We start from the raw sequence: 12,855 nt of genomic DNA on the forward strand, positions 1-12,855 counted from the left end.
GATCGCGGGCGGGGTCTGCACGGGCGCAGGCGTCGGGCCGACCCGCATCGATCGCGTCATCGGCGTCATCAAGGCCTACACGACCCGCGTCGGCTCCGGTCCCTTCCCGACCGAGCTGTTCGACGACGACGGCGCCGAGCTCCAGCGGATCGGCGGCGAGGTCGGTGTCTCGACCGGACGCACCCGCCGCTGTGGCTGGTACGACGCCGTCATCGCCCGCTACGCCTCGCGGGTCAACGGGCTGACCGAGTTCTTCCTGACCAAGCTCGACGTGCTCGACACGTGGGATCGGATCCCGGTCTGCGTGGCCTACGAGATCGACGGCCAGCGCGTCGAGGAGATGCCGATGACGCAGACGGAGTTCCACCACGCGAAGCCGGTCTACGAGTTCTTCGACGGCTGGCAGGAGGACATCTCCGGGTGCCGGACCTTCGACGACCTGCCCAAGAACGCCCAGGGATACGTCCTGGCGCTCGAGGAGATCTCCGGCGCGAAGATCTGGGGCGTCGGTGTCGGGCCGGGCCGCGAGGAGACGCTCGTCGTCCACGACTGAGTCCGGCGCCACCGAGCAGTCGAGGGGTCGATCCGCCGCCCCGCCGCCCGCCGCCCCGCTGACCCCCTGACTGGTAGGTATCCAGCGGCGGATCTCGGGCCGACGACGTCGCCCTCGGTCCGAGGTCGCGCGCCGATAGGATCACCGCCCGTGAAGACTCTCGTCATCGGCACCGGCGGCCGCGAGCACGCGCTGGCGATCAGCCTGGCCCGCGACCCCGCCGTCAGCGAGGTCCACGTCGCCCCGGGCAACCCCGGCATCGCGCAGGTCGCCGAAGTGCACGAGGTCGACCCGATGGACGGGCGGGCTGTCGCCGCCCTGGCGGTCGAGCTGGACATCGACCTCGTGGTCGTCGGCCCGGAGGCGCCGCTGGTGGCCGGGGTGGCGGATGCGATCCGGGAGGCCGGGATAGCGGTCTACGGCCCGTCGGCCGCCGCTGCTCGGCTCGAGGGCTCGAAGGCGTTCAGCAAGGACGTGATGGCCGCTGCGGGCGTGCCGACCGCCAGGTCACGCGTGTGCGTCACGCGTAAGGAGGCTGCGGCGGCGCTCGACGATCTCGGGTCGCCGTACGTCGTGAAGGATGACGCGCTCGCCGCGGGCAAGGGCGTGGTCGTCACCACCTCGCGCGACGAGGCCCTGGCGCACGCCGCCACCTGTGAGCGGATGGTGGTCGAGGAGTTCCTCGACGGCCCGGAGGTCTCGGTCTTCGCGGTCTGCGACGGGCGTACGGCGCGGGCACTGCCTCCGGCGCAGGACTTCAAGCGGATCTTCGACGGGGGGCTCGGCGCCAACACCGGCGGGATGGGCGCCTACTCGCCGCTGACGTGGGCTCCGTCGGGGTTGGCCGACGATGTCCTGGCGACCGTCGTCCAGCCGACCCTCGACGAGATGAACCGGCGGGGAGCGCCCTTCATCGGCACGCTCTACGTCGGTCTCGCGCTCACCGCCTCGGGGCCGCGGGTGATCGAGTTCAACTGCCGTTTCGGCGACCCCGACACCCAGCCGGTGCTCGCCCTGCTCACCTCTCCGCTCGGCGGACTCCTCAAGGCGGCTGCCGACGGAGACCTCGCCTCCGTCCCGCCGCCGACCTTCGCCGACGGTGCCTCCGTGACGGTAGTGATGGCCAGCGCCGGCTACCCCGAGTCGTCGTCGTCCGGTGATGTCATCGTCGGCACCGAGACGTTGGCCAAGGAAGGTGACGTGGAGGTGATCCACGCCGGCACGGCAGGCACGCCGGCCGGGCTCGTGACTGCCGGCGGCCGCGTCCTCGCCGTACGCGCGATCGGCGCCGACGTCGCCGACGCCCGCGCCAAGGCCTACGAAGGCATCGCCACCATCTCGTTCCCGGGCGCCCAGTGGCGCCGCGACATCGCGGCCGAGCCGTTGGGCGTCGTCGAGGGCGCCTCACTGCTCGAGTCGAGTGATGAACCCGTCGTACCCGCCGCACGCGCCAGCACTCGACCCGACTCGGAGCAGTGACGTGGGCGGATGGCCGCTCGACGAGGACTGGGAGTCCTGGCGTCCTCCGCCCCAGTTCGATCGACCTCTCACCCTGCCCGATCACCTGGAGTCCCGATGACCGTCCCCAACGTCCTGGCCACCCGCTACGCGGCGGCCGACCTCGCCGCCATCTGGAGCCCGGAGCACAAGATCGTGCTCGAGCGGCAGCTGTGGATCGCCGTGCTGCGTGCCCAGCGTGACCTCGGCGTGGAGGTGCCCGAGGGCGTCGTGGAGGCCTACGAGGAAGTCGTCGATCAGGTCGACCTCGACTCGATCGCGGCCCGGGAGCGGATCACTCGGCACGACGTGAAGGCGCGCATCGAGGAGTTCGCCGCGCTCGCCGGGCACGAACACATCCACAAGGGGATGACGAGCCGCGACCTGACGGAGAACATCGAGCAGCTGCAGGTCAAGCAGTCGTTGGAGCTCATGCGTGACCGGGCCGTGGCGACCCTGGCCCGCCTGGCGCGGCTGGCCTCCGAGCACGAGGCCACCGTCATGGCCGGGCGCTCGCACAATGTCGCCGCGCAGGCCACGACGCTGGGCAAGCGCTTCGCCACGATCGCCGACGAGATGCTGATCGCCCTCCAGCGTGTCGAAGAGCTCCTGGCGCGCTATCCGCTGCGCGGCATCAAGGGCCCGATGGGGACCGCCCAGGACATGCTCGACCTGCTCGGCGGTGACGACGCGTTGCTCGACGACCTGGAGTCGCGCGTCGCGGCTCACCTCGGCTTCGACCACCGTCTGGTGAGCGTCGGGCAGGTCTACCCCCGCTCGCTCGACTTCGACGTCGTCAGCGCACTGGTCCAGCTGGTGTCGGGACCCTCGAACCTTGCGACCACGATCCGGCTGATGGCCGGCATCGAGCTGGTGACCGAGGGGTTCAAGGAGGGCCAGGTCGGCTCGTCGGCCATGCCGCACAAAATGAACACCCGTTCCTGCGAGCGTGTCAACGGCCTCGCGGTCATCATCCGCGGCTACCTCTCCATGGTCGGCGAGCTTGCGGGCGACCAGTGGAACGAGGGCGACGTGTCCTGCTCGGTCGTACGCCGAGTGGCGCTGCCCGACGCCTTCTTCGCCGCCGACGGGCTGTTCCAGACCTTCCTGACCGTGCTCGATGAGTTCGGGGCGTTCCCCGCCGTGATCCAGCGCGAGCTCGACCGCTACCTGCCGTTCCTCGCCACCACCAAGGTGCTGATGGCCGCCGTCCGCGCCGGCGTCGGGCGCGAGGTCGCGCACGAGGCGATCAAGGAGGCGGCGGTCGGCGTCGCGCTCGACATGCGCCAGGGCCAAGCGGAGAACGACGTCTTCGACCGGCTCGCCGCCGACCCCCGTCTCGGGCTCTCCCGGGAGGAGATCGACGCCCTGGTCGAGGACCGGCTGATGTTCACGGGGGCCGCACGGCTCCAGGTGCAGGCCGTGCTCGTCCGCGTGGAGGACGTCGTCCTGCGCCACCCCGTCGCCGCGGCGTACTCGCCCGGCGCCATCCTGTGAGTGTCGTAGAACACAAACTAGACTGAGTTTGTCGACTATGCTCCGGGCATGACCACGAGCACCGTGTCCCCGCCCAGCCACCACGACGTCGAGGTCGTGGTGCCCGCCCCCGGCGACGGTCCGGGGAACTGGGCCGGTGCGGCGAGCGCCGTGCTGGTCGACGGCGTGATCTGGCTGACGTGGCGCGTACCCGGGCCGCTGACCGACGGCCGGGGAGTGGCGGTCGTCGTCACCCGCTCGACGGACGGCGTGAACTTCGACGAGGTGACCGCGGTGTCCCGCGAGGCGTTCGGTGCCGAGTCCTTCGAGCGTCCCGTGCTCGTGCCGCGGCACGAGGGAGGGTGGCGGTTGTACCTGTCGTGCGCGACCCCGGGTTCCAAGCGCTGGTGGGTCGACAGCCTGACGGCCGACCGGGTCGAGGACCTGCCCTTCGGGGAGCGGCGGCGCATCCACGAGGGCGACAGCGAGACGGCGGTGAAGGACCCGGTGATCACGATGACGCCGGACGGCTACGAGATGTGGCTGTGCTGCCACCCCGTCGACGAGGTCGGCCACGAGGACAGGATGACGACCAGGTGGCTGACGAGCGCAGACGGCGTGACGTGGTCGGACCACGGCGAGGTCCTGGGTGGTCGCGAGGGGCGCGTGGGACTCCCGGGGCGCCCGGGTAAGCGCGGTGCTGCCGGACGGGACCGTGCTCTACGACGGGCGGCCGGACGCGGCGTCGAACTGGTTCGAGACGACGGGGACCGCCTTCTGGGACGGCACGACCCTCACGGGCACCGGCGAGCCGCCGATCGCCTCACCGTGGTCCGACGGCGCGTTCCGCTACGCCACGGCGGTGGTGCTGCCGGACGGGCGAACCCGCTACTACGTCGAGTCCGCACCCCCGGACGGCGCGCACGACCTGGTCACCTGCGTGCGTTGATCGGCGTGACCGTCCTCGCCCGCTCGGCGTAGGAGCCACGGCTGTCCACGGACAGCCAGTCCGAGAAGTCCTGCCCCGTCAGTCGGGTCAGCAGGTCGATGTCGGCGACGAACGAGGCCTGCTGCCGACGGCGCTGCTCGGGGCTCCGCCCCTCATGACCGTCCCGAAGGTACGGGCACGTGGCCCCGGCGGGACGAAGCTGCGGGAGTTGTCGCGGGGGATGTGGTCGACCGTCCCCTCCCGGATGCCGAGGAAGCGGCTGACCCGGTCCACCGCTGCGCGAGGGTCGTCGACGAGGTCGCGGTAGCGCAGGACGAGAACCCGCTCCGGCGCGACATAGCGGTAGAGGTGGTCCAGCTGGGCGCCGTACCTCCCGAGGTCGCGGTAGCGCCAGAACGGCGCCCACCCGGCCTGCACGCGCTCGTCCTGCAGCGCGAAGGCGGTCTCGAAGTCCGACTCGGGCTCGAGGCCGTCCGACCACAGGTGCATCCAGTTGCTGTACGCGCGGTCCATCGGGTCCCGGATCACGGCGATGAGCCGGACGTCGGGCAGGGCCTCCGCGATCCGGCGGTGGGCGCCCTGGCTCCACAGGGAGAACGGCGTGCTCTCGCCGCGCACCTGGTCGTCGCGGGCGGACTGGAAGAGCGGGAAGTAGCGGTCCTCGCGCCAGATCCACTCCTGCTGCGAGTGCTTGTCTCCCGGCCCGCACCACGCCGGCGGGGGCGCACCGTCGCACCACCAGTACTTCGGTTCCTTCGGCGAGGCACGAAGACATCGGGGTGCTGGGCGGAGGCCGCGTGCAGCGCAGTGGTGCCCGCCTTCGGCGCCCCGATGACGAGGAAGTCGGGTCGTGGTGCTCGCGTCATGCGCGCTCCCCGGGTGGTCGGTAAGGCTACGCCCACGGGGACGTGGCGGGGATCTCGTGGTCCTCGGCTGGGTCGACGGAGGGTCTGGCGCGGACAATCGGTGCATGCCCTCATCCGTCGCCACCCCCGTCACGACCTCCGTCACGCGGCACGTCGACCCGTCCCGCACGAGCGAGATGCTCGCGTGGGTGCAGGCAGGGACGTCGCTGGCCGAGCGCTTCGACGGCTTCCTCGGCAGCGGGTGGGTGCGCCCGTCGGAGGAGTCACCCGACTGGCACATGCTCTACCGCTTCGCCAGCGCCGACGCGCTCGCCGCGTGGGAGGCCAGCCCCCAGCGAGCGTGGTGGCTCGAAGCCGCTCAGGGCCAGATCGAGGAGACGCGCGTCGAGCGGCGTACAGGCATCGAGGGCTGGTTCGACCAGCCTGTCGCAGTCGAGGCCATCAGCGCGGCGAAGGCGCCTCCTCGCTACAAGCAGATGGTGACGATCTCCCTGGTCTTCTTCCCGCTGAGCCTGACCGCCAACTGGGTGTCTGGTCACCTCATCGGTGACTGGCCGCTGCCGCTGCGCGTGCTCGCATCCGTGCTGGTGATGACGCCCCTGATGACCTACGTGTTCCTGCCGTGGATCACCGCCCGGATGGCGTGGTGGCTGCGGCGCTAGTCCTCGTTGCTCGCGCGACGCTGGGCGTTCGCTCGCTCTAGCCGGGAGAGCTTGCGGCTTGTCCTGGGGGAGTCCTTCATCGATGAGCGGCGCCGCACCTCGACGGGCCCCGGGGCGATCCACCGGGTTGCGCTGCGAGATGCGATCGTTGCGGCGGGCAACCACCGCCCGAGGTGGCGCCGATAGGCTCAGGCGCGTGCCTGACCACTCTGAGTCCGCTGCGCCCGACCTCAACATCCCTGACGCCCCGGCGATCGACGGGACCACCCCCCTCCACTCCGGCAAGGTCCGCGACCTCTACCGGATCGAGGAGGGCGAGCACGCGGGGCGGCTGCTGATGGTGGCCAGCGACCGCATCTCGGCCTTCGACTTCGTGCTCGACACGACGATCCCGGACAAGGGCGAGATCCTCACCCGGATGTCCCTGTGGTGGTTCGACCAGCTCAAGGGCCTCATCGCCAACCACCTCGTCTCCACCGACGTCCCGAAGGACGTCGCCGGTCGAGCAGTCGTCTGCGAGGCGCTCGACATGTATCCCGTGGAGTGCGTCGCCCGGGGCTACCTCACCGGCACCGGCCTCCTCGACTACCGCCGCACCGGCGGCGAGGTCTGCGGCATCTCGCTGCCCGCCGGACTCCAGGACGGGTCCCGACTGCCGGAGCCGATCTTCACGCCAGCCACGAAGGCTGCCGTCGGCGACCACGACGAGAACGTCGACTACGAGGCCGTGGTCGCCGCCGTCGGGGACGACGAGGCCGCCGAGCTGCGGTTGCTGACCATGGAGGTCTACAAGCACGCGCACGACCTCGCTCGCGAGCGCGGCATCATCCTGGCCGACACGAAGCTCGAGTTCGGAGCCCGTCCGGACGGCTCCACCGTGCTCGCCGACGAGGTGCTGACCCCCGACTCGAGCCGGTTCTGGCCGGCGGTCGACTGGCAGCCCGGGCGCGCACAGGCGTCGTACGACAAGCAGGTGGTCCGTGACTGGCTCACCAGCGACTCCGCCGGCTGGGACCGGGCGGCGGGCGGCCCACCGCCGACGCTGCCTCCCGAGGTCGTCGAGCGGACCCGCACGCGATACATCGAGGCCTACGAGCTCCTGACGGGGGAGCGGTTCTGACCGCCTTCGGCGCCTCCGTCGACCTGGCCGTCCCGGTCGAGGCGGCCTACGCCTACCTCTCCGACCCCCGCAACCGTCCTGAGTGGCAGTCGTCGCTGCGCTCGGTCACCGTGCCGGCCGACGAGGGGCCGCACCTCGGCCAGCGCTGGCAGGAGACCACGACGGTCGGGGTGCGTCCCCGGATGGAGATCGTCGAGATGGACCCGCCCCACGTCTGGACCGAGCAGGGGTGGTGGCACGGCATCGAGGCAACCTTGTCGCTGCGCTTCGCTCGTACGCCGCGGGGCTGCCGGGTCGAGATCAGTGGTGATGTGGCCGGCCGCGGCCCGTGGGCGGTCCCCGCGGCGGTGGCAGGTCGGCTGGCCGGCATCGCGGTGGCGGCAGACGTGCGCAAGGCGGGACGGATCCTGCAGCAGCAGGGCACCTGAGACGGCGATTCCCACGGTCACAGGGCTGGGTAGGTTGGCGCCATGCCTAATCTCTCCTCACTGCTCGAAGAGTCCGCCGGTTCCTTCCCCGACCGCGAAGCAGTGGTCCTGGGAGACACCCGGCTGACGTACGCCCAAGTCGACGGCGCTGCCAACCAGGTGGCCAACCTGCTCGCCTCGCGGGGCATCGAACCCGGCGACAAGGTGGCATTGAGCTGCCCGAACCTGCCGTACTTCCCGATCGTCTACTACGGCATCCTCAAGGCCGGCGCGACGGTGGTGCCGCTCAACGTGCTCCTCAAGGGCCGCGAGGTGGCCTACCACCTCGACGACTCGGACGCGAAGGCCTATTTCTGCTTCCAGGGCACCGAGGAGCTGCCCATCGGCCAGGAGGGCCACGCCGGCTTCGAGCAGACAGACTCGTGCGAGCAGTTCTTCATGATCACCGTCGATCCGGCCGCCGAGTCGCCGATCGAGGGCACCGAGACGCTGGGGCAGGCGATGTCCGGGCAGTCGCCGGCCTTCGAGAGCGTGTCGGTCGACGACGACGACACCGCCGTCATCCTCTACACCTCCGGCACGACCGGGCAGCCGAAGGGCGCCGAGCTCCGCCACCGCAACATGGTCTCCAACGCGCTCGCGGCCACCGATCTCTTCGGCGCGGACGCCGGCCGGCCGGACACCTACCTCTGCGTGCTGCCGCTGTTCCACTCGTTCGGCCAGACGGTGATCATGAACGGCGGCTTCGCCTTCGGCGGCACCGTCGTGATGCTGCCCCGCTTCGAGGCAGACGCCGCGCTGAAGACGATGGCGAAGGAGGGCGTGACGTTCTTCGCGGGCGTGCCGACGATGTACTGGGGGCTCCTCGGTGCACTCGACGACTCCGGCGTGGACGTCGAAGCGCTCGCGGCCAGGCTCCGGATCGCTGCGGCCGGCGGCTCGGCGCTGCCGGTCGAGGTGCACAAGGACTTCTCGAGGCGGTTCGGCGTCACCATCCTCGAGGGCTACGGGCTCTCCGAGACCTCGCCGGTGGCGAGCTTCTCGCCGTACGGCGAAGAGGTCCGCGTGGGCTCCATCGGCATCCCGATCCCGGGCGTCGAGATGAAGCTGATCAGCCCCGAGCCGGGCGACTGGTCCGACGCGGACGGGGAGATCGGCGAGATCGCGATCAAGGGCCCGAACATCATGAAGGGCTACTACGGCCGGCCGGACGCGACCGAGGAGGCCATCCGGGACGACTGGTTCCGCTCGGGCGACCTCGGGCGCAGGGACGACGACGGCTTCTACTACATCGTCGACCGGTCCAAGGACATGATCATCCGGGGTGGCTACAACGTCTATCCGCGCGAGGTCGAGGAGGTCCTGATGACCCACCCGGGCGTCAGCCTGGTGGCGGTGATCGGAGTGCCGCACGAGAGCCACGGCGAGGAGATCAAGGCCGTCGTGATCCGGGACAAGGACACCGACCTCACCGAGGATGAGCTGATCGGGTGGAGCAGGGAGCAGATGGCCAGCTACAAGTACCCCCGCATCGTGGAGTTCGTCGACCAGCTCCCGATGACGGCGACCGGCAAGATCCTCAAGCGCGAGCTGAGCTGACGTGCGACCGCTCCTGATCGTCCTGGGCGTTCTCCTGCTCCTGGTGGGTGGGGTGTGGACCTTCCAGGGGCTCGGCTACCTCGAGGGCAGTCCCATGACCGGCGTCGACACGTGGGCGATGATCGGCCCGATCGTCGCCGGGCTCGGGGTGGCCCTGATGATCGTGGCAGCGCGCAAGCGGGAGTAGTGCTGGGTCAGTGGTCCAGTCATCGGTAGTCCTGCGGATGACGGAGTCGGCTCGGCGACGACCATTCGGCATGACACCTCGAAGCCGCCGTCGCCCATGTGCCCTCAGCGTCCCTGTCGCAGCCCTGGTGGTCATCTCCAGTGCCCTCCCGGCGGGTGCCGCGGTCACGATGAGCGGAAGCACGATCTACAGCGACGGGGCGGGTGACTTCATCCGTCCGTCCTGCAGCGCGGGACTCCTCGTCTCCACCGGTACGGCGAGCACCGGCAGTGCCTGTGCCACCCTGACCAGCCTGTTCGTGTACGCCGACGCCGGGGCCGACACGGTGGACCTGTCCACGTCCACGGCAGCGGCGTTCCCCGCGCTCAAGACCGTCCAGGTCAACCTCGGCGAGGACTCCGTGGCTGACCAGGCGACAGGTTCGGCCTTCAACGACGCCTTCACGGGCGGGAGGGACGACACGGCGAGCGGTGGGTCGGGCGACGACTTCTTCGACGGTGTGGGGACGGCCCTCGGTGGGCTCGGCGACGACGTCTTCAAGGAGGCCTACGACTACGCGTCCGGCGGACCGGGGGACGACCGGTTCGTCCAGTTCACCGCCACCTCGGGCACCGAGGGCGGGGAAGGGTTCGACACGTGGGAGGGCGACTTCGACCAGTCCGTTGTGGGCAATCTGCCAGCGGGCCTCACCTTCACCATGGGTCCGCTCGCCATCACCCTGCGCGCCGGGCATCTCGCAGTCGGCGCCCATCAGTGGCATCGAGGACGTGGAGGTCGGGCTCCTGCGCCTGTCCGACGACACCTGGCAGGGCAGTGGGCTCGCGGCGACGCAAGGCATCCGGGGCTTCACGGGCAACGACACGATCACGAGCGGCGCCCTCGACGATGCTCTGTCCGGCGGAGTCGGCAACGACACGCTGACCGGCAACGGCGGTCGTGACGTGCTCGACGGCGGAGTCGGCAACGACACCGTCAACGCCCGCGACGGTGTCGTGGACACGATCGACTGTGGCGACGGCGTCGACATCGCTGTGGCGGACGCCAACGACTCGGTCGCCAACTGCGAGACCGTCCAGCTCCCTGCGGTCGCCCCACCTATCGTCACGGCGCCGGTCGCCGTGGTCCCGGTCACCGGTGCCATCAGTGGTCCGAAGGCGGTGACGAAGCCGGCGAAGGCGAAGTTCACGTTCTCCTCGGCGACTGCCGGGGCGACGTTCCAGTGCAAGGTCGACGCAAAGGCGTGGACGACCTGCGCGTCGCCGTACAAGGTGGCGACGAAGAGGCTGAAGCCGGGCAAGCACACCGTGTCGGTGCGCGCCGTGCTGGGCGGTCAGGTCGATGCGACGGCGCCCGCGGAGCCGTGCACGCCCCCACCTCCGTCCACGAAGGTGTTCCGGGTCCGTCGTGACTGAGGCGCGGGGGGTCCAGGTGGTCTAGTCATCGGTGATCCTACCGATGACGGGAGTCGCGACCAGAGCCATTGTTTCGAGCATGACTCCCAACAGATCTCGGCACTACCGCTCCATCGCAGTCATAGCGCCCGCCGCGGCGCTCCTTGTCGTCGGCCTGGCCGCTCCCGCGAACGCCCTGGTCACCGTCTCCGCCTACTCGGTGTCGAGTGACGCTGTCGGCGACTCCTTCAGCGTCAGCTGTGTGGGCGGTGTGCTGGCAGCGACAGGCACGGCGACCACGGGAGACCCGTGTGCCTCGATGACCCAGCTGTCAGTGGATCTGGGCGGTGGCGCAGACACCGTGAACCTGTCCGGGGTCACGGCAGCCGTCTTCCCGGCGCTCATCTCGACGTACGTCTCCAGCAGCGACAGCGACGCGGACCATGTGACGGGTTCGGCCGTGGACGACAACTTGAACGGCGACTCCGAGGACACGCTGTCGGGGGGTGAGGGCAATGACATGATCAGCGGCGCGAACATCGCGACCGGGGGTCCGGGAGACGACTCCTTCATGGGGGTCTCCACGTTCGCGGGCGGCGGCGAGGGAGATGACCGCTTCATCCAGTTCACGGCCTCGGCGGGTATCGAAGGGGGCCCTGGGGTGGACTCGTGGGAGATCGACTTCGACCAGGCGACGCTGGGAGCCGGTTCAGGCGTCGACTTCGCCATCTCCGCTTCTGCTCTCACCCTTGACGTCCGTGACGACGGGTCCCCCGCCGTCACGGTGCCTGCGGCCAACCTGGAGCAGCTCTTCCTCACGCTGCTGCGCCAGGGTCTGCAGACCTATGACGGCTCGACGTTCCCGGGCACCCAGCACGTACGTGGCATGTCAGGACCGGACGCGATGACGGGCGGTCCGGCTGACGACGCGTTGTACGGCGGCACCAGCAACGACACCGTGACCGGCAACGCCGGGGCCGACGTCCTCCACGGTGGCGACGGCGACGACACCGTCAACGCGCGCGACGGAGCCGCGGACCGGGTCGACTGCGGCGCCGGCACGGACACTGTCGTGGCGGACGCCAGCGACGTGGTCGGCAACTGCGAGAGCGTGCAGCTCCCGCCGGTCGCGCCGCCGGTCCTCACGCCTCCAGTGGCGGTGGTGCCCGTGACGGGTGCGATCAGTGGTCCGAAGGCGGTGACGAAGCCCGCGAAGGCGAAGTTCACCTTCTCCTCGACGGCTGCCGGGGCGACGTTCCAGTGCAAGGTCGACGCCAAGGCGTGGAAGACCTGCGCGTCGCCGTACAAGGTGGCGACCAAGAAGCTCACGCCGGGCAAGCACAAGCTCTTCGTGCGTGCCGTCGTCGGTGGCGCGACGGACGCGACGCCGTCCAAGAAGGCGTTCACGGTCCGCCGCGGCTGACTGCGTGCGGGGCCCGGGCCGCTCGCCGATAGGATCAGCACTGCAATCCCCCGACGCCCAGGAGCACCCGTGGCCCGTTACGTGGTCGATGTCATGCCCAAGCCCGAGATCCTCGACCCGCAGGGCAAGGCCGTCCTCGGCGCACTGCCCAGGCTCGGGTTCGCCGGTGTCGTCGAGGTCCGCCAGGGCAAACGGTTCGAGGTCGAGATCGAGGGCGAGGCCAGCGACGAGTCGCTTGCCGCGGTCCAGCAGATGGCCGAAACGCTCCTGTCCAACCCGGTGATCGAGGACTTCGAGGTCCGGTCCGCATGAAGGTCGGAGTCGTCACCTTCCCCGGCTCGCTCGACGACGTCGACGCGCGCCGCGCGGTCTCCTTCGGCGGCAACGAGGCCGTCGCGCTCTGGCACGGCGACCACGACCTCCAGGGCGTCGACGCAGTCATCCTCCCGGGCGGCTTCTCGTACGGCGACTACCTCCGCTGCGGCGCCATCTCGCGCTTCGCCCCGGTGATGACCGAGGTGATCGAGGCGGCCGGCAAGGGCCTGCCGGTGCTCGGCATCTGCAACGGCTTCCAGATCCTGTGCGAGTCGCACCTCCTGCCCGGTGCCCTGATCCGCAACGACCACCGCAAGTTCGCCTGCCGCGACCAGCGGGTGCGCATCGAGAACACCTCGACGCCGTGGACCAACGCCTACGCGCCCGGG

The 12,855-nt window shown here is 70.2% G+C and carries 15 protein-coding genes; 14 read left to right on the plus strand and 1 reads right to left on the minus strand.

Annotated features, from left to right (window positions below; translation table 11 throughout):
* The 4 genes from JWN68_RS03250 to JWN68_RS03265 form a co-directional block, all read left to right on the plus strand.
* A partial coding sequence (locus JWN68_RS03250; protein WP_297734643.1) for an adenylosuccinate synthetase occupies positions 1–553 on the plus strand: 553 nt, incomplete at its 5' end.
* A gap of 150 nt (positions 554–703) precedes the next feature.
* Complete coding sequence (purD, locus tag JWN68_RS03255) at positions 704–2,032, plus strand: phosphoribosylamine--glycine ligase (protein WP_297734646.1); 1,329 nt, start codon at positions 704–706, stop codon at positions 2,030–2,032.
* A 96-nt stretch (positions 2,033–2,128) separates the two neighbouring features.
* Positions 2,129–3,547 (plus strand): adenylosuccinate lyase, encoded by a 1,419-nt coding sequence (gene purB / locus JWN68_RS03260; protein WP_297734650.1) that lies wholly within the window; start codon positions 2,129–2,131, stop codon positions 3,545–3,547.
* A gap of 48 nt (positions 3,548–3,595) precedes the next feature.
* Positions 3,596–4,507, plus strand: coding sequence for a hypothetical protein (locus tag JWN68_RS03265; protein WP_297734652.1), 912 nt, complete (start codon positions 3,596–3,598; stop codon positions 4,505–4,507).
* A 55-nt stretch (positions 4,508–4,562) separates the two neighbouring features.
* On the opposite strand, the gene JWN68_RS03270 is transcribed toward JWN68_RS03265, so the two are convergent.
* Positions 4,563–5,093 carry a sulfotransferase gene (locus JWN68_RS03270; RefSeq protein WP_297734655.1) on the minus strand — a complete coding sequence of 177 codons (531 nt, stop codon included), beginning with the start codon at positions 5,091–5,093 and terminating at the stop codon, positions 4,563–4,565.
* Positions 5,094–5,445: 352 nt separating this feature from the next.
* Here JWN68_RS03270 and JWN68_RS03275 point away from each other — a divergent pair, with 352 nt between their 5' ends.
* The 10 genes from JWN68_RS03275 to JWN68_RS03320 form a co-directional block, all read left to right on the plus strand.
* Complete coding sequence (locus JWN68_RS03275; protein ID WP_297734658.1) at positions 5,446–6,003, plus strand: antibiotic biosynthesis monooxygenase; 558 nt, start codon at positions 5,446–5,448, stop codon at positions 6,001–6,003.
* A gap of 235 nt (positions 6,004–6,238) precedes the next feature.
* A complete protein-coding gene (locus tag JWN68_RS03280; protein ID WP_297734674.1) occupies positions 6,239–7,123 on the plus strand; it encodes a phosphoribosylaminoimidazolesuccinocarboxamide synthase in 885 nt (294 codons plus the stop codon).
* 23 nt (positions 7,124–7,146) lie between these two features.
* On the plus strand, positions 7,147–7,551 hold the full coding sequence (locus tag JWN68_RS03285) for an SRPBCC family protein (protein ID WP_297734676.1): 405 nt from the start codon (positions 7,147–7,149) through the stop codon (positions 7,549–7,551).
* A gap of 42 nt (positions 7,552–7,593) precedes the next feature.
* The gene (locus JWN68_RS03290) at positions 7,594–9,150 is read left to right on the plus strand and encodes a long-chain fatty acid--CoA ligase (protein ID WP_297734660.1); all 1,557 of its coding nucleotides are present in this window, start codon (positions 7,594–7,596) and stop codon (positions 9,148–9,150) included.
* 1 nt (position 9,151) lies between these two features.
* The gene (locus tag JWN68_RS03295; RefSeq protein WP_297734662.1) at positions 9,152–9,337 is read left to right on the plus strand and encodes a hypothetical protein; all 186 of its coding nucleotides are present in this window, start codon (positions 9,152–9,154) and stop codon (positions 9,335–9,337) included.
* A gap of 70 nt (positions 9,338–9,407) precedes the next feature.
* The gene (locus tag JWN68_RS03300) at positions 9,408–10,277 is read left to right on the plus strand and encodes a hypothetical protein (RefSeq protein ID WP_297734664.1); all 870 of its coding nucleotides are present in this window, start codon (positions 9,408–9,410) and stop codon (positions 10,275–10,277) included.
* Positions 10,255–10,749 carry a hypothetical protein gene (locus tag JWN68_RS03305; RefSeq protein ID WP_366519729.1) on the plus strand — a complete coding sequence of 165 codons (495 nt, stop codon included), beginning with the start codon at positions 10,255–10,257 and terminating at the stop codon, positions 10,747–10,749. Before JWN68_RS03300 ends, JWN68_RS03305 begins: the two co-directional genes overlap by 23 nt.
* A gap of 79 nt (positions 10,750–10,828) precedes the next feature.
* Complete coding sequence (locus JWN68_RS03310) at positions 10,829–12,151, plus strand: hypothetical protein (protein WP_297734668.1); 1,323 nt, start codon at positions 10,829–10,831, stop codon at positions 12,149–12,151.
* Positions 12,152–12,220: 69 nt separating this feature from the next.
* A complete protein-coding gene (gene purS / locus JWN68_RS03315; protein ID WP_297734670.1) occupies positions 12,221–12,463 on the plus strand; it encodes a phosphoribosylformylglycinamidine synthase subunit PurS in 243 nt (80 codons plus the stop codon).
* Positions 12,460–12,855 (plus strand): phosphoribosylformylglycinamidine synthase subunit PurQ (locus JWN68_RS03320; protein ID WP_297734672.1); only part of this gene is annotated, 396 nt, incomplete at its 3' end. The genes purS and JWN68_RS03320, both read left to right, overlap by 4 nt.

The sequence above is a fragment of the Nocardioides sp. genome, from assembly GCF_025964975.1.
Classification (GTDB): domain Bacteria; phylum Actinomycetota; class Actinomycetes; order Propionibacteriales; family Nocardioidaceae; genus Nocardioides.

What these genes read in the sequence shown, in the direction of transcription:
- purB (WP_297734650.1), top strand. Translation starts at nt 2,129, where the DNA reads ATGACCGTCCCCAACGTCCTGGCCACCCGCTACGCGGCGGCCGACCTC.
- JWN68_RS03265 (WP_297734652.1), top strand. Translation starts at nt 3,596, where the DNA reads ATGACCACGAGCACCGTGTCCCCGCCCAGCCACCACGACGTCGAGGTC.
- JWN68_RS03275 (WP_297734658.1), top strand. Translation starts at nt 5,446, where the DNA reads ATGCCCTCATCCGTCGCCACCCCCGTCACGACCTCCGTCACGCGGCAC.
- JWN68_RS03290 (WP_297734660.1), top strand. Translation starts at nt 7,594, where the DNA reads ATGCCTAATCTCTCCTCACTGCTCGAAGAGTCCGCCGGTTCCTTCCCC.
- JWN68_RS03300 (WP_297734664.1), top strand. Translation starts at nt 9,408, where the DNA reads ATGACACCTCGAAGCCGCCGTCGCCCATGTGCCCTCAGCGTCCCTGTC.
- JWN68_RS03310 (WP_297734668.1), top strand. Translation starts at nt 10,829, where the DNA reads ATGACTCCCAACAGATCTCGGCACTACCGCTCCATCGCAGTCATAGCG.